Raw genomic sequence first — 16,696 nt, 5'->3', positions numbered from 1 at the left:
CTCCCGGGATGGCGCGTCAGTCACGGGGATCTTCCCGTTTGCGATTGGGCAGGTGTACGGTCAGCTGGGTGCCGTGGATGCAGGAGAGCTGCAGGCTGCCACCCAGTGCCTGTACCCGCTCGCGAATACCGAGCAGGCCATAACCCTGGGGAGATCTGTGCTCCGGCAAGCCGCAGCCGTCGTCTTCCAGCAACAGCAGCAAACGCTCGGCCTGGCGATGGGCGCGAATGGTGACCGAGCTGGCGTTGGCATGCTTTACCACATTGTTGAGCCCCTCCTGACAGACCCGGAACAGGGTGACCCGCTTGGCGTCGGAGAGCCCTTCGTCCGTCAGCTGCCACTCGAGCCGGGTGACGATGCCGTGGCGTTCCAGCTCCAGTTCTCTCAGCAGGCCGCGCACCGCCTGCTCCAGACTCATGTCGTCTAGCTGGCGGGGGCGCAGACGGCCGAGCAGGCCGCGCACCGCATCATAAATACCCAGGGAGAGCGTTTCGATGAGGGCGCTGCTCTGGCCGACCCCGGCATTGTCCGGCGCGAGACGCCGTACTATGCCAGCCTGGGTGCGAATGGCCGTGATGGTCTGGCCTATGTCATCGTGCAGCTCGCGGGCCACTTCCTTGCGGATGCTCTCCTCGGTTTCCAGCAACCGCTCTGTGAGCTGGCGGTTGTGGGCGAGCTGGCGGGTCAGCGCCTGATTGAGCTCACGTTGGCGCTGAATGCCGGCCCCCAGCAGCAGGCCGGTGAGGCTCTGGGCCAGCAGGGAGAGCAGCAGATCCAGCGGGTGTTCGTGCCAGGCCTGCCCTGCCATCAGGGCGACCGTGTTCATCAGGGTGGCGAGCAGGGCCCCCTGCCAGCCGTAGCGCCAGGCCATGGCCATGATGGGGATGGCCAGACAAAACGGGGTGAAGCGCACCAGCGAGTCCGGCAGGCCGAGCTGCAACCAGAGGCTCAATACAAACAGCAGCAGATACCAGACCAGATGGCGAAAACGCCAGTCCACCGGTTGATCCACCAGAGCGGGTCCCAGCGGCACCCAGGTAGCGCGGGTGAGGTAGTGCCAGATCAGCATGCAGGTGGAGGTGAGGGTCAGGCCGCCGGTCAGGGTGAGCAGCAGGGCGGTGAGGCCATCTTCCCCGGCCAGATGCCAGAGCAGGGATTGCAGCAGCGCCGCCACCGTCACGGTGGCGAGCAATACCAGCAGTTGTTGCCAGTCATTGCGCACCTGCTGGCGGCGGGCGATGAGCAGTGGCAGCAGGGTGAGCAGGCTGCCCGCCTGAACAAGTGGCCAGGATGGCAGGCCGACTTCGCTGTCGAGCCAGTAGAGCAGCAGGGATTCACTGAGCAGCAGCGGCGGCCAGTAGGCGATCGGACTTTGCAGCAGGAGGCCCAGGCGCAGACCAAACGGGAACAGCAGTACCGCCAGTATGGGGGAACCCGCCAGATGCAGGCTGATGCTCCACAGGCAAAACCAGCCGGCGGCAAAGATGAAGCAGGCCGCCAGCGAGATGGCGACATAGCTGGCAAACCGGGAGATCACCAGCTGTCCAGCATGCGGTGGGCCAGCTCCACGTTGTTGCTGACTTTTAGTTTGTCCATCAGGTTGGCGCGGTGCACGTGCACCGTTTTGGGGGAGAGTCCCAGCTGCTCGGCGATGGCCTTCACTTCCAGCCCCCGCGCCAGCAGCTGCGCCACTTCCCGCTCCCGGTTGGTGAGGGGATCCTGACTGTTGCAGGCCAGTTTGTGGGCTATGTCCGGGGTCAGGTAGCAGCCACCGTGGGCGGCGGTGCGCACAGCGGCGATCAGCTCGTCCGGGCTGCAGCGCTTGGAGAGAAAGCCCTTGGCGCCTGCCTGCAACGCCTGCTCGATCAGCGCCGGGCTGTCGTGCACCGACAGCATCACCACGGCAAGGCCGGAAGGCAGTCGCTTGAGCAGGTCCAGCCCGGATTGATCCGGCATTGAGATGTCGCACACGCACAGCTGCACGCCGCTGCCCGGCAAACCGGCCAGGGCGTCGGCGGCGCAGCCGAATTCGGCCACAACCTTGAGGTCTGGCTCGAGATTGAGCAGTTGGGCAAAGCCGGAGCGGACGATCTGGTGATCGTCGATGAGGGCAATCTTTATCATGATGTCAGCCTGAAATCTGCGGCCAGGGTGCTGGCGCGGCCAACAAGATACCTGCCGCTTTGCCCGGGCTCAAGGGGAAGCACAAATTGTGGTCAAGATAGGGGCGGATCCCACCCTAAAGCTTGATCAGGATCAGGGGAGGGGATAGCTCAGAGTCTAGGGGTGACCGGGAGCAGACAAGAGCAAGCGCCGCCGCCGAAGGCGGTCGGGTCGGCGCCTGCCAGTGGCGGCTAGCGGTGCAGCTCGCCCGCCCGCTCCGGTTGGTAGACCACTTCCAGGATCTCGACCTGGATGGTGCGACCGGCGGGGCCCGGCCAGGCGATGCTGTCGCCCACCTTCAGCCCCAGCAGGGCGCTGCCGACCGGTGCCAGCACGGAGATCCTGGACTCATCCCCCTGTACATCCTTTGGATAGACCAGGGTCAGGCAAAATTCGTTTTCGCTGTTTTGCATCTTGAAGCGCACAGTGCTGTTCATGGTGACCACGTCCGGCGGCATGTCGGCCGGTTCGCGCATCTCGGCGCGATCCAGCTCCTCTTGCAGTGCCAGGTGTTGGGGGTGGTTGCCGAGCAACTGTTCGATACGATCCAGGTCCAGGCTGGAAATCACAAGATTAGGTTTTTGCATAAGATATTCCTTATCAATGGGTTATATGACCAGGATGGCAGGCAAGCTGGTCGCAAAAGAGTATTGGATACGAAAAAACAGATCGGGAAGGCGATGCCCCCGAACGACTCGCTGTCAGGGGCGAGGGCGGGGGCTCAACGGGGTGTGAGCTGGCTTGGAAAAATCTTGAACGCTTTCATGGGGATACCATAACCATTCTGGACTGCTTTGGCAATTATCCTGATAGGGTTGTCAGGGGGCCTGATAATCGTACTGCTTGAGGATGCGGGCCAGGCTGCCATCGTCGTGCATGGCCAGCATGGTTGTGCGCCAACGCAGCGCGTCGGCAGGGGGAAAACGGGGGCTGGCGGCAAGATAGAGGGTGCTCTTTTGCAGGGTATCGCCACGCACCAGATCCGTCAGTGGCAAGCCCGCCTGCTGCTGGTTGTAACGGGCCGAATTCCAGGCAACGGCCCAGCCCTGAATGCGGTTTCGGGCCAGCTTGTTGGCATTGCTGACCTCGTCGGTGACCGGGTCCTGCTTCACCCGACCAAGCGGCTGGATCAGGTTCTGACCGAGGGAGCCACGCATCACCCCTATGGTCAGGCCTGGCAATGTTTTGACAGTGAGTGGCGCCGGGTGGAATTGGCGATGGCCCACCAGCACGAAGGCTTCGTCCAGCAGGGGGGCAACCCAGAGAAGCAGGGGTTCACGCTGGGGGGTTCTGGCCGGTGGCAGCAGCAGCACATCCTGGCGATAGTGAGTCTGGCTGAGAGCGCGGGCCAGCGGCATCAGCTCTATGGTCAAGGGCTCCTTGAGGCGACGGGCTGCTTCTTCCAGTACCTCTATGGCCATGCCGCTCGGAGCTCCCTGGTTGGAGCGAATGACATAAGGGGGGATCTCGGCTGCAAGGACCACGACGGCGTGGGCCTGAGCGCCAGCGAAGAGGGTGGTGCAGAGCAGCAGGAGCAAAACGGGAATGCGCATAAGAGGCCGGATCCGGGATGAGTACACAGAGTGTAACATCCCGTTACCGCAAGTCAGCTCACCCCATGCAGGGGAGTGCGTCAGTCGAAGAAGTCCCGCAGATCCAGAGTCTGATAACCGTCCAGTTGCAGCCAGGGCAACTGCTTTGGCAAGGATTTGAGAGTGACCTCCATCCGGTAGCTGCGATAACCGTCCAGGCTGGCGGATTCCACCACCAAGGGTATCTGCCATCGGCTGGACCAGAGGATGCGGGTGCGCTGTTTGCCCTCGCGTTTTTCATACCAGCGTGCCTGCTCGGGAGCCGCCTCATCGAGCGGGGTCATCTCTTGCAACAGGGCCGGGTTGATGAGGTAGCGGATCCGCTCCCAATCCGGTTTGAAGGCCACCTGACCATACTCTTCCACCGGCACCTCTACCAACTGGTTGTGCCAGGCGTCGGCGTAGCGCAGTTGCAGCTCACCGCGCGTGTCGCGGGTTACCCAGCGGGCCGCCATTTGGTGGGTGAAGTGTTTGTGGCCAGGGGTAGCATCGTGGGTGGCGTGATAGGCACGGGCCAGGGGCAGGGGGATCAATCGCTGGCTCCATACCTGGTTGTCGACCCGTATCCATTTTTCCTGCCAATGGTTCTCCCGGGCTATGCCATCGCTGCTGGTGACCCTGTCCTGATAGCTGATCCGGGCGGCGAGATCCGGGGGCGTGTCATCGGCATGGACATGAAAAGAGAAGGTGCTGCCGAGCAGCAATAAAGGAAGCAAGCATCGCATCATCATCTGTCGCTCGAAAGAGCCGGGGCCCGGGCTCAGGGTGAAGCCGGGCCCCCGCTGCTTACAGGCCGAGCGCCTCCCGCAGTTTGCCGAACACCTTGGTATTGTCCAGGGTGCCCTTGAAGCGGTTGCTGCCGGCGCCATCGGCGAACAGCATGACGTCACCGCCACCGTGGGTCTCGGAGCCCAGCTTGACGCCTGTCTCCTGCAGGTAGTCGTTACCCATCACCTCGTCGCTGGTGAGGGTCGGGCGCACATCGGGGCGGTTGGGGCCGTTGCCAAACACCAGGGTCGTGAAGGGTTTGCCATCCACGTCGTTCTGGGTCGAGCCATCACCGCTCTTGACCAGATCCAGCACAGGGTTGCCCTTGGCGGAGTAGCCGTTGATGGTCATGGTGTGGTCATGGTCGGCAGTCACTACGACCAGCGTATCTTTCAGATCCACCTTGCCCAGCGCCGTCTTGACCGCTTCATCCAGTGCCACCGTATCGGTGAGGGCACGCTTGGCGTTGGTGCCATGCAGGGCGTGATCGATACGGCCCCCTTCCACCATCAGGAAGTAACCCTGACTGTTCTGGCTCAAGAGATCGATCGCCTTGGCGGTCATTTCGGCCAGGGACGGCTGGGTATTGGCATCCCCCTTGGCGACGCGGTCCAGCTCGTAATCGAGGTGGGATTTGGTGCTGAACAGACCCAGCACCTTGCCGCTGCTGACCTTGGCCAGCTCGCTCTGGGTGGTGACATAGTTGTATCCCTGAGCGGCCAGCTCGGCGGTGAGATCCCGACCATCGGCGCGGCCACCTTTATTGCTGGCGCTGTAAGGGGTCCAGTGATTGGCACCGCCCCCCATCAGCACATCGACCCCATCCCCGAGGGCGGTGTTGAAGCCGGCGCCGCCCGGCACCGCCTGTTCGGCGATGGCATAGGCCGCATCTCTGTGGCAGATGTGGGAATAGGTGGCCGCCGGGGTGGCATGGGTCAGCTCTGTGGTGGTGACGGCGCCAACCGACTTGCCGGCCGCCTTGGCCAGCTCCAGTATGGTGGGCGCCGGCTTGCCGTTGTCGGCGGTGCAATTGTTGATGCCCTTGTTGCCGTTGGCATCCTTGCCGGGCGCCACGGCCAGGGTGTCGCTGCTCATGGCGATTACCTCGTTGTTCATCTTGACCCCCGTGGTATAGGCCGCCATGGAGGGGGCCGAATCCGTGGTCTGGGCATCGTTGGAGAAGGTCTTGATGCGGGCGCTGCGTGGCAGCTTCATCATCTCCAGGTTGCCCTCTTCCCCGACTTTGAACAGGCGGGTGGCGGTGAGCACTGTGGGGCCCATGCCATCACCGATAAAGAGAATGACGTTTTTGGCGTCACCGGCCTGGGCCTGGGTGGTTGTGCCCAGCGCACTGAACAGGGCGGCGCAGACCAGGGTGTGCTTGATGGATGTATTCATCTGTTTGCTCATGAAAGTGCTCCTTACAGCTTGGCTGCAGCCTTGACCTTGCCAAAAACGGCTGTGTTGTCGAGAGAGCCGTGGAAGCTGTCCGCTCCCTGGCCGATGGCGCCGAGGAAGACGTCGGTACCGCCGTGGGTTTCGTTGCCAATGTCACCGACCTTGACCACGACCTCCTGGTGATAGTCGTTGGCGGAGACGGTGGCATCGTCCAGCGGTGCCACGCTGCTGCGCGGGCCATCCACCCGGTTATAGCCGTTGCCAAAGCCGATGATGGTGTAAGGCATGCCATCGGCATCCTTGTTGGGTTCACCGGTTTGGTAGTTCTTCACCAGCCCGAGTACACCCGGGTTGCCTGTGGTGGTCTTGCCGGTGCGTTTGGCATAACCGTTGAGCACGAGCGTATGATCATGGTCGGCGGTGACCACTATCAGGGTGTTCTTCAGCTCGGGGTCGGTTTTTTTCACCTCATCGATGGCGGCCTTGATAGCGTTGTCGAAGGCGAGGGTATCTTGCAAGGCACGCTTGGCGTTGGTGTCGTGCAGGGCGTGATCGATGCGGCCCCCTTCCACCATCAGGAAGTAACCCTTCTCCTTGTTCTTGAGCTGCTTGATGGCGGCCAGCGTCATCTGGGCCAGTGAAGGCTCATCGGCCGGGCGGTCCAGTTCATATTTCATGTGGCTCGAACCGAACAGTCCCAGCAGCGGCTTGCCAGCCTCGGCCTTGTTCAACTCGCTCAGGTTGCTGGCAAACTGGTAGCCCTTGGCCTGCATCTCGCTGATGAGATTGCGGCCATCCTCCCGCTTGCCCTTGTCGGCTTTTGGCAGGAAGAAGCCGCTGCCACCGCCGAGCACCACATCCAGCCCCTCTTTCAGGGCGCCGTTGTAACCGGCGCCGCCCGGTACCAGCTGGACGGCGATGTCATTTTCCAGATCCCGGTTGCAGATATGGGCATAGGTGGCAGCCGGTGTGGCGTGGGTGACCCGGGTGCTGGTGACGACACCGGTACCGCGGCCGTCGGCCTTGGCCAGCTCCAGCAGTGTGGTGACCGGCTTGCCGGCACTCTTGCTGCAGTCGTTTTCATAGGTGGCATCGCCATCCATGCTGATGACGCCGTTGTTGCTCTTGACCCCTGTCATGTAGGCCGCCATGGAAGGAGCGGAATCTGTGACCTGGGCATCGTGGGAGAAGGTCTTGATAAAGGCCGTCTCTGGCAGGGTATCGATGGTGAGACTGCCCTCTTCGCCGACACCGTAGATGCGGGCCGCGGTCAGGGTATTGAGGCCCATGCCGTCACCGAGAAAGAAGATGACATTCCTGGCGCTGGGGTCGGGTGTGGTGCTGTCGTTGTTGGAGTTGCAGCCGGCAGCCAGGGCGGCGCCGATCATCAATGCAAGTCCTGCCATTTTTCTCATTGGGGTTCGCTCCTTGTAAAACCTGAGCGCAGCCTAGAGGCAGGAGATGACACTTTTACTGATTATCGGTGACGGTTGTATGAAAAGATGAAGTAAATGTTACATTATATCAGTATGTTATGTGTCAATTGCTGAGGAAGATTGGTGCCGGGCCGCCACTCTTCTCCCTTCATGGCGGCTTGGTGGTTTTATGGCCTGATGGCTAGAATGACCTGTCAAATCGGTGCGCCAGCAGGTAAAATGCGCCCCCTTGCGACGCCTGACGTCTGCCATCGCCCGCCGCTCGTTCCATAGCAAGCCAGCGCCCGCAGCCCCTATTTAGAGAGTAACGGATATGTCCATCAACTGGTTCCCCGGCCACATGCACAAGGCCCGCAAAGAGATTGCCGAGGTCATGCCACAGGTCGATGTCATCATAGAGATGCTCGATGCCCGCATCCCCTTCTCCAGCGAAAACCCGCTGGTGCCCGAGCTGCGTGGCGATACCCCTGTGATCAAGGTGCTGAACAAGGCGGATCTCGCCGACCCCGAGATCACGGCGCTGTGGGTGGCCCACATGGAAAAGGAGAAAGGGATCAAGGCCCTGCCGCTGACCCAGCAGGAGCCCGAGAAGATCAAGCAGCTGCTGACCCTGTGCCACGAGATGCTGCCGGAGCGCAACCTGGAGCTGCGCGGCGTGCGGGCCATGATCATGGGGATCCCCAACGTGGGCAAATCCACCCTGATCAATACCCTGGCGGGTCGCATCATAGCCCGGACGGGCAACGAGGCAGGGGTGACCAAGTCCCAGCAGCGGATCAAGCTGGACAACAACGTCGTCCTGACAGATACCCCCGGTTTCCTCTGGCCCAAGCTCAACCCGCCCTCCTGCGGTTATCGTCTGGCGGTCACCGCGGCCATCAAGGACACGGTATTTGACTATGCCGACATCGCCATGTTCGCCGCCGATTACTTTATCAAGGCGTACCCAGAGCGCATCAAGGCGCGCTACCAGATTAGCGAACTGCCGGAAACCGAGATCGAGCTGCTGGAGATGATCGCTCGCCAGCGCGCCTTCATGCGCAAAGGCGGCCTGGCCGACCTGCACAAGGCGTCAGAAATCCTGGTGAACGAGTTCCGCTCCGGCCTGCTGGGCCGCATCTCGCTGGAAACTCCCGAGATGGTGAGTGTCGAGATAGTCGCGGCCGAAGAGGACGCGGCGCAAAAGGCCAAGGAGAAGGCCGAGCGGGAAGATGAGCGTCAGGCGCGCGCCCGTCGCAAGTACGCCAGGAAGCGTCAAAAGTAGGTTCAACGTTATCCCGCCAAGGCAGGTTCGCGAAGCGTGAGCGGACCGTTTGACGCCTGTGTGGTCGAGGTAAAGAGACAAGATAAAAAGAAGAGGCGACCCAAGGGGTCGCCTCTTCTTTTTATGGCTTCTGGTACAGGGCAGGCATGCTGGTTTGGCCAAAGCGCTTTCGCGCCTCCTCAAACAGCGCCATGTGCAGCGGGATCAGCTGTTGCCATTCCCGACGGTAACCACCACCGGGCACAGCGGCGACAGGCAACCCATGCTTGATTGCACAGTCAAATACCATGGCATCCCGCTGGCGAATGCCTTCATCACTCAAGGCCAGATAGCCGAGCTCGTCGGCATGGTGCACATCGACCCCGGCCTGATAGAGGACGAGGTCGGGTTTGTACAGGCGCAGCGCCAGAGTGAGTGCCTGCGCCAGAGTGTCGAGATAGGCATCGTCCTGCATGCCGCTTGGCAGGGCAAAGTCCAGATGGGAGGCCGGCTTGTGGCGGGGAAAGTTGTGCTCCCCGTGCAGCGACAGCGTGATGATGTCACGCCGCCCGGCACAAAGGGCGGCGCTGCCATCCCCCTGATGGACATCGAGGTCCACGATCAGCACCTGATCGCAGCGCCCCTCGTCCAGGCAGGTTTGCGCAGCAATCACCAGATCGTTGAACAGACAAAAACCGCTGCCGTGAGCCCGGTGGGCGTGGTGATAGCCGCCGGATATCTGCAGTCCGCAGCCCTGTTCGAGAGCGTGGCGGCTGGCGGCCAGGGTAGCCCCGACCGAGAGCAGGGTGCGCTCGATGAGCCGTGGCGACCAGGGAAAACCGAGCTGGCGGATGGCGTTATCGTCAAGCTGGCCTGCAAGTGCGGCACTCACATAGTTACTGTCGTGAACCCGGTCGATCTGCGCTCGGGTTGCGGCTTGTGTCTCCTGGAGTGGATAGCCCCGGGTGCTGAGCGTCTGAAACAGGGCCTGGTATTTTGCCAGGGGAAAGCGATGGCGTTCGGGCAGCGCCAGAGAGGAGTAATAAGGGTGATGGAAAATGCACAGTGACATGGGTGTCAGACCGGATAGGGTATGAAAAAGGGGAGCCAGGCTCCCCTTTTTGCACGATACGGCATTACTGCTGTTGGATAACCCAGATCTGGAAGGCTTTGCGGGTTTCCGCGTCGGCCTTGTTGTACCAGCTCTGCAGCTGGGTCAGGGCTTCTGGATTGCTCTGAGCCTTGCTCGGGGCAACCTGTACCGGCGCGCTGGCGGCGGCCATGACGGCGGCGGTGGAGACGGCGACTGTGGTCGGCTGGTTGAAGGCCTTGCCCATGCCCAGCAGCTCTTGCTGATAGTCACGGGTCAGCTGGAAGCCTTCGACCTTTGGCATCACGAACTGCTCGCTGGCAACGATTTGGCCGCTGTTCTTGTCTTTCAGAACGACTTTTTGATCCTTCACAAACTGCTTGGCTTCGCTTTCGTTGCGCGGCTTCTTGAAGTCCAGTACCAGTTTCTGGTTGTCGGCTGCGGTGAAGTTGATCACCAGCGGCTCGGCGGTCACCAGTTTGATGTCGCTACGGCTTGAGTAGTTGCCTTCGAAGGCGACGACCAGTTGATGATCACCCGCCTTGATGGGGTAGGTGTTGCTCTTGTCGAGCAGCTTGGGATTGATGGGTTGGCCATCGATCAACTGGGCAACATAAGGATTGGTGACTTCCAATTGGGCATCGGCCAGGGCACTACCTGCCCACAAAAGACCAGCCAGAGCCGGTACCAGAACAGTCAGTTTCATTTCATCTCCTTGAACAGTCAGGCGATTGCCCACTGAAAAACAGGGGCTCATTTTTACAGGTTTGCCCAAGGGCGGCAATAGGCGTTTATGGTGCCTCATATTTACCCGGCTGCTGACTTTTCTATTAAACAGTGGTCATGCCAGTGGGCCATGCTGGCCAGTTCAGAGCTGGCCCTATTCAATCCGGCGGCTGAAGGGGGGCAATGCATCGAGTAGTCCCTTGCCATAGCGCTTGGTCAGCAGACGCCTGTCGAGGATGGTGACCCGGCCCCGATCCGCCTCTTTGCGAATGAGGCGGCCGCAGGCCTGGATCAGCTTGCGAGAGGCTTCCGGCACCGTCAGTTGCAGGAAGGGGTTGCCACCCCGTTTCTCTACCCACTCGGCGGTGGCCTCTTCCACTGGCGAGTTGGGCACTGCAAACGGCAGTTTGGTGATCACCAGGTTGGTGAGGTAGTGGCCGGGCAAGTCCAGCCCTTCCGAGAAGCTGCCGGTGCCAAATAGAATGCTGGGCTGACCGCCATCGCATTTTTGTTTGTGCAGAGTGAGCAGGGCATTGCGGGATGCCTCACCCTGTACCAGCAAGGAGAGTCCCTTGGCCCTCAGCCCTGCCACTACTTCGTTCATCTGCCGATAGGAGGAAAAGAGCACCAGGCTTGCCTCCTTGCCTGCCAGTATGCGGGGTAGCACGCTGATGAGCTCCTCGGTAAAGGCGGGGGAGCTGGGCTCATGTTCCATCCTGGGCAGATAGAGCTCGGCTTTTTGGTAGTCAAACGGGGAGCGCAGGCGCAGATAACGGGTGCCGTCATGCTCTTTCAGTCCCACCTGATGGCGAAAATAGCTGAAAGAGGAGAGGGCTGTGAGGGTGGCTGACACCAGCACGGCACCGAGGCACTTGGACCAGAGCCACTCCTCCAGCAGATAACCCACCTCTATGGGGGAGGCGTGCAACCAGATGTCGCCATCATCGCTCTTGGCCATCCAGCGAGCGAGCGGTGTCTTGCCCTCGGGCACATGGCGCCCCAGCATCTCCCACAGGGCGCAGAAACTCTCCAGCCGTTGCAGGTAGAAGCCGCTCTCCGCCAGCAGGGGCTCGGCCTCCTTGCGCCGGATCTCGCCATCTTTCAAGGCTTCGCCAATGGCACCCTGCATCCTGTCCAGTGCCCGCAGCGCCTTCTTGCTCGCCTCTTTCAGATTTTCCGCCAGCATGGGCAGGGGATCGGGCAACACGCCTTCGGCGAATCGATAATGTGCCTCGCCATTGAACAGCTTGTCGTTGGCACCCAGCCACTGATCCAGGGCCTTGAGATCCGGTTGCAGCGAGGCCAGTGCATCCTGCAGCTTCAACTGGGGATCGAGCAGGCTGTCCTTGTTCAGCGTCCTGGCCAGTTTGCCTGCGCTTTGCGTCAACTTTTCCAGCCAGCGGCGGGAACCCTTGACGCTTGCCGAAGCGGCGCCGTGATCCCGGGCTATGGTGGGCAGGTGGTGGGCTTCATCCAGTACATAGAGGCACTCATCGGGTGGCGGCAAAATGATGCCGCCACCCATGGTGAGATCCGAGAGCAGCAGGGCATGGTTCACCACCAGCACATCGGCGGCATCCATGTCGTTGCGGGCGCGATGGAAGGGGCAGTGCTGATGATGGCTCAGCGCCTTGTTGCAGGTATGGCGGTCGGCAGCGATGCGATTCCAGCAAAGATCGGGAATGGTCGTTGGCCAGTTGTCCCGATCGCCGTCCCATTTTCCGTCTGTATAGGCTTGCCACAGCGCCTGATAGCGCTCCTTGTCAGAGTCGGATGGCTTGTGTTTGCTGAGTGCGTCGAAGTTGAATTCGAAGTTGGCCATTTCCGTGCCGCTGGCAGCTTGCTCCAGCAGATGCTCGCAGCAGTAACGCTGACGGCCCTTGACCAGCATGAAGCGAAATGGCAGTTCGCTGTGGCGGTGATAAAAGGGCAGGTCCTTGTGGATCAACTGCTCTTGCAGGGCGACAGTGGCGGTGGAGATCACCAGCTTCTTCTGGGTCAGCCGTGCCACCGGAATGGCGCCCTGGGCATAGGAGAGGGATTTACCGATACCAGTGCCCGCTTCGGCCACCAAAATACGGCGCTGCTTGTCATATTCCCCGGTCAGGGTCTTGGCGATCTCCGCTACCAGAAAATTCTGCTCCTTGCGCGGTACAAAACCGGGTAAACCATCGGCAATTTGACGATAGGTATTGCGAATGGCGGCTTTGAGGCGGGTAGAGAGCATGAAAGAAAAGACCGTTTCGGGGAGTGAAGGGAGACAGGATACCTGTAACTGCCAACCCGGGTCGAGGCATGGCTCAGCGCACAAATTTGACCTCTTCTTCTATTTATAAGGCGCGCCGTCGCTATTGTGCGATAAATCACCAAAGTGGCCTGATAACGCCAGCGATTATCGCTGTAAACGTTTTCCCTTGGTATGCAAATAATATGAGATTCAGATCACACTTTTTTCGCTAAGACCATGTGTTTGGTAAAAAGTTCCAAGTTTTTTCATTGCGGTTCAAAAAATCCGGTGCTAGTCTCGGCTGCATAGTGATGCAAAGAACATCGCTAACACAGGGAATAACAACAACTTAGTGTTTAATTACAGTAGGCATTGGAAACTATGAAAAAGACAATTCTGGCTATTGCTATCCCGGCTCTGTTTGCATCCGCCGCTAACGCCGCAGTGATCTATGACAAAGACGGTACCACCTTTGACGTATACGGCCGCGTTCAGGCTAACTACTACGGTGAGCACGATGACACCGATGGCGAGATCGTTGGTGCTTCCCGTCTGGGTTGGTCTGGCAAAGTTGCGCTGAACAACACCTGGTCCGGTATTGCCAAGACCGAGTGGCAAGTAGCTGCTGAAAATAGTGACAACCAAGTTCGCGACGTAGTCGATGCGAATGGCAACAAGATCGGTACCGTTGAAGATTCTGGTGGTAAATTCCAGGCTCGTCACGTCTATGTTGGTTTCGATGGTTCCCAATACGGCAAGATCATCTTCGGTCAGACCGACACCGCTTTCTACGACGTGCTGGAACCGACCGATATCTTCAACGAATGGGGTGACGTAGGTAACTTCTACGACGGTCGTCAAGAAGGCCAGGTGATCTACTCCAACACCTACGGTGGTTTCAAGGGCAAGCTGTCCTATCAAACCAACGATGACAAGGCTGTCAAAGTGGCTGACGTTGGCGGTTCTGTTAAAGAAACCGTATTTACCGACGTCAAGCGTAACTACGGTTATGCCGCTGCCGCCGGTTATGACTTCGACTTCGGTCTGGGTCTGAACGCTGGTTATGCTTATTCCGACCTGGAAAGCAACACCAACACCCAGACTGGTGACAAGTCCGAGTGGGCCCTGGGCGCACATTACGCCATCAACGGCTTCTACTTCGCCGGTATGTACACCCAAGGTGAAGTTGAAAACGACAACACCGGTTACAAAGGCAAAGGTCGTGGCTATGAGCTGGCCGCTACCTACAACGTTGATGCCTGGACCTTCCTGGCTGGCTACAACTTTACCGAAGCCAAAGAGAACAACACCAGCTACCAAGATCAAGTTGATGAAACCCTGCTGGGTGTTCAGTACAACTTTACTTCCAAGCTGAAAGCCTATACCGAATACAAGATCCAAAATATTGATAATGTGGACGACGAGTGGACTGTCGCCCTGCAATACAACTTCTAATCTAGCCTTGGCGTAGATTGAGTTGATAAACGGCCAAGCTTGCTTGGCCGTTTTGCTTTATCCGATTCGGACTTGTTTTCTACCTACTTTGTTTATTCTTCCTCCTTTTCGCCTGCGCCAGTTCACGTTGTCTCTTTTTTGCCCTTGGCTCTCTGCCAGTGAATCGCTAGATTATTCCACTCGTTGAAGGATGCTCGACAAACAGGGAAGGGCAACGCTTGATTGACTTCAGTCACCCGCAATGGCGACAACTGGCTCGCCAGTTACTGGACCACTCTCCTGTGGTGATCCGGGCTCGTCAGTACCTGCCGTTGGTGGGTTTGCTCAAGGACAACCAGTTGCTGCTTGCCCTTGGCAATCACAGTTATGAGCTGACCTCGGCCGGACGGCGTTACCTGACTCGCGAGCTGATGCTGGCCGAGATTGCCACCGCGCCCCCTGAGCCTGAAGAGTGGCTGCAGGCCCATGGCTGGCAACTGGGGGAGCGAGTCAACGATCGGGTACTGGCGGCACTCTATCGTAAACCTGAGGCTACCTTCAGTCCGGTCGAGCAGATCGATTTCGAGGACAAGGGAATTCGGCTCTGTGCCGATCAGCTGCTGCGGCTGCGGGCGCCTGCGCCTTTCAGCCTGTTTTTCAGCGGCGGCACCCTGCTCGATGCAGCGCCCTGGTTGCAGGCGCTGGGGGAAGTGGCTGTGCCGGAGCGCACACTGGCTGGCCTTGGCAAGATATTGTGGGGGGAGGGGGAGATTGAGCGGGTGATCACCACCGACAGTGTCGGTGCCTTTGCTGAGCTAAGCCTTTGTTCAGGAACCCTGCTGGTCTGGGCACCCGCCACTGCCCAGCTCGCCTTGCAGCAGATGGTGGCGGCGTTGCCGCCCAAGGTACAGTGGAGCCACCTCACCTCCCTCGATCCTGCCGGAGTGGATCGGGTATTGGCACTGGCCCAGCGGCTCGGTCGTCCTGCCAGCTGGTGGTTGCCAACCGGTTTGCTTCCCATCATGGCGGCCTATGCCCAGCCGCTGACCGATTCTCGCCCCTGGGAACCGAGCCGTATCCCCAGACCTTTGTTAGCAGTTTGTAGCGGTTTGGTTGAGTCCAATGGTGGCTTGTCTGCCGAGGTGTGCGCCCTGGCGCCAGCATGGCATGCCATCGGTTGATATTGCCGCAGATGCCGTTGAGAAAGCGGTTTTCCCCCATTGAGCGCAGTGATATAAAGAGTTGACGAAGCGCTCGTCAAACGGGCGCTTTTGTCTGCCACGTTTTTGCGTGCGACAGACGGTTTGCCAACACGCTTTGCCACCAACGAACTCAACGGAATACAGGGAATACCATGTTTGAAAAGGTTGTTGCCGCCCCAGCGGATCCGATCCTGGGCCTGACCGAAGCCTTCCGCGCTGACTCTCGCAGCCACAAGATCAATCTGGGGGTCGGGATCTACAAGGATGAGACCGGAGCTACCCCAATCCTTCACTGTGTCAAGAAAGCAGAACAAAAGCTGTTGACCGACGAGAAGACCAAGAACTACCTCGGTATTGAAGGCAATATCGAATATGGCCGCATAGTGCAGCAACTGCTGTTCGGGCAGAGTTCCGCATTGGTTGCCAGCGGTCGCGCCAAGACAGCCCAGGCGCCGGGCGGTACCGGTGCCCTGCGCATCGCCGCCGAGTTCGTGGTGCGCAACGGTCTGGCCAAGACCATCTGGATCTCCGATCCCACCTGGGCCAACCATGTGAGCGTGTTCCAGGCCGCGGGCCTCTCCGTCAAGTGGTACAAGTACTATGATGCCGCCACCAAGGGGCTCGACTTTGCCGCCATGCAGGCCTCGCTGGCCGAGGTTCAGCCAGGTGAACTGGTGCTGCTGCACGGCTGCTGCCACAACCCGACCGGTATCGACCCCACCAGCGATCAGTGGCGCGCCTTGGCCAAGCAGAGCGCCGCCGCTGGCTGGTTGCCGCTGTTTGACTTCGCCTATCAGGGCTTTGCCCGTGGTATTGAAGAAGATGCCGAAGGTCTGCGCATCTTCGCCGAGTGCCATGACGAGTTGCTGGTGGCGAGCTCTTTCTCCAAAAACTTCGGCCTCTACAACGAGCGGGTCGGCGCCTTCACTCTGGTCAGCGCGAGCAAAGAGATTGCCGATGTGGCCTTTACCCAGGTCAAGACCGTTATCCGTGCCAACTACTCCAACCCGCCGTCACACGGTGCCGCTGTCGTCACTGCCGTGGTGAGCGATCCGGCCCTCTACGCAGAGTGGGTAGAAGAGGTGGCGGCCATGCGGGTGCGCATTCGCGAGATGCGCGAGCTGCTGGTAGAGAAGCTGGCGGCCCTCGGCGTGAGCCAGGACTTCAGCTTTATCCGCGAGCAGAACGGCATGTTCTCCTTCTCCGGTCTCTCCAAGGATCAGGTTGAACAGCTCAAGAGCGAGTTTGCCATCTACATCGTCGGTTCAGGCCGGATCAGCGTGGCCGGGATCACCCATGCCAACATAGATCCTCTGTGCGAGGCCATCGCCAAGGTGCTGTAAGCGAGCCCTCATTGTTCGGTGATGTATTCGCTCAGTAAAAAGCCCGCCAGGATCTCTGGCGGGCTTTTTCGTTC

General features: G+C 59.8%; 14 protein-coding genes. 4 read left to right on the top strand and 10 right to left on the bottom strand.

The window, feature by feature from the left end; genetic code table 11:
• Positions 1-16: 16 nt before the first annotated feature.
• The 7 genes from uhpB to AACX78_RS15495 form a co-directional block, all read right to left on the bottom strand.
• A complete protein-coding gene (gene uhpB, locus AACX78_RS15525; protein ID WP_159166741.1) occupies positions 17-1,537 on the bottom strand; it encodes a signal transduction histidine-protein kinase/phosphatase UhpB in 1,521 nt (506 codons plus the stop codon).
• Entirely contained in the window at positions 1,534-2,124 is a 591-nt protein-coding gene (gene uhpA, locus AACX78_RS15520) for a transcriptional regulator UhpA (RefSeq protein WP_021139640.1), read from the bottom strand. Before uhpA ends, uhpB begins: the two co-directional genes overlap by 4 nt.
• Before the next feature lie 230 nt (positions 2,125-2,354).
• Complete coding sequence (gene rnk / locus AACX78_RS15515) at positions 2,355-2,750, bottom strand: nucleoside diphosphate kinase regulator (protein ID WP_005320129.1); 396 nt, start codon at positions 2,748-2,750, stop codon at positions 2,355-2,357.
• A 231-nt stretch (positions 2,751-2,981) separates the two neighbouring features.
• A complete protein-coding gene (locus tag AACX78_RS15510; protein WP_201302872.1) occupies positions 2,982-3,716 on the bottom strand; it encodes a substrate-binding periplasmic protein in 735 nt (244 codons plus the stop codon).
• Positions 3,717-3,796: 80 nt separating this feature from the next.
• Positions 3,797-4,483: a hypothetical protein gene (locus AACX78_RS15505; RefSeq protein WP_058394315.1), complete on the bottom strand. Its 687-nt coding sequence runs from the start codon at positions 4,481-4,483 to the stop codon at positions 3,797-3,799.
• 58 nt (positions 4,484-4,541) lie between these two features.
• A complete protein-coding gene (locus AACX78_RS15500; protein WP_159166740.1) occupies positions 4,542-5,933 on the bottom strand; it encodes an alkaline phosphatase in 1,392 nt (463 codons plus the stop codon).
• Between the two features lie 11 nt (positions 5,934-5,944).
• Positions 5,945-7,336 carry an alkaline phosphatase gene (locus AACX78_RS15495; RefSeq protein WP_159166739.1) on the bottom strand — a complete coding sequence of 464 codons (1,392 nt, stop codon included), beginning with the start codon at positions 7,334-7,336 and terminating at the stop codon, positions 5,945-5,947.
• Between the two features lie 334 nt (positions 7,337-7,670).
• On the opposite strand from AACX78_RS15495, the gene ylqF reads away from it, so the two are divergent.
• Positions 7,671-8,621 carry a ribosome biogenesis GTPase YlqF gene (ylqF, locus tag AACX78_RS15490; RefSeq protein ID WP_058394178.1) on the top strand — a complete coding sequence of 317 codons (951 nt, stop codon included), beginning with the start codon at positions 7,671-7,673 and terminating at the stop codon, positions 8,619-8,621.
• A gap of 121 nt (positions 8,622-8,742) precedes the next feature.
• Here the strand turns inward: ylqF and AACX78_RS15485 are convergent, their stop codons facing one another.
• From AACX78_RS15485 to dinG, 3 genes are all read right to left on the bottom strand, one after another.
• Positions 8,743-9,672 carry a histone deacetylase family protein gene (locus AACX78_RS15485; RefSeq protein ID WP_159166738.1) on the bottom strand — a complete coding sequence of 310 codons (930 nt, stop codon included), beginning with the start codon at positions 9,670-9,672 and terminating at the stop codon, positions 8,743-8,745.
• 64 nt (positions 9,673-9,736) lie between these two features.
• Positions 9,737-10,396, bottom strand: coding sequence for a YccT family protein (locus AACX78_RS15480; protein WP_096118242.1), 660 nt, complete (start codon positions 10,394-10,396; stop codon positions 9,737-9,739).
• Positions 10,397-10,570: 174 nt separating this feature from the next.
• Positions 10,571-12,643: an ATP-dependent DNA helicase DinG gene (gene dinG, locus AACX78_RS15475; protein ID WP_159166737.1), complete on the bottom strand. Its 2,073-nt coding sequence runs from the start codon at positions 12,641-12,643 to the stop codon at positions 10,571-10,573.
• 381 nt (positions 12,644-13,024) lie between these two features.
• Here dinG and AACX78_RS15470 point away from each other — a divergent pair, with 381 nt between their 5' ends.
• The 3 genes from AACX78_RS15470 (at position 13,025) to AACX78_RS15460 (ending at position 16,622) form a co-directional block, all read left to right on the top strand.
• Positions 13,025-14,098, top strand: a complete 1,074-nt coding sequence (locus tag AACX78_RS15470; RefSeq protein ID WP_159166736.1) for a porin — start codon at positions 13,025-13,027, stop codon at positions 14,096-14,098.
• A 218-nt stretch (positions 14,099-14,316) separates the two neighbouring features.
• Positions 14,317-15,258 carry a hypothetical protein gene (locus AACX78_RS15465; RefSeq protein WP_201302871.1) on the top strand — a complete coding sequence of 314 codons (942 nt, stop codon included), beginning with the start codon at positions 14,317-14,319 and terminating at the stop codon, positions 15,256-15,258.
• Positions 15,259-15,431: 173 nt separating this feature from the next.
• Complete coding sequence (locus AACX78_RS15460) at positions 15,432-16,622, top strand: amino acid aminotransferase (RefSeq protein ID WP_159166735.1); 1,191 nt, start codon at positions 15,432-15,434, stop codon at positions 16,620-16,622.
• Positions 16,623-16,696 lie beyond the last annotated feature (74 nt).

This window comes from Aeromonas sp. 9A (genome assembly GCF_963900955.1).
GTDB lineage: Bacteria > Pseudomonadota > Gammaproteobacteria > Enterobacterales > Aeromonadaceae > Aeromonas > Aeromonas salmonicida.
This window is presented reverse-complemented; position numbering and strand designations above follow the sequence as displayed.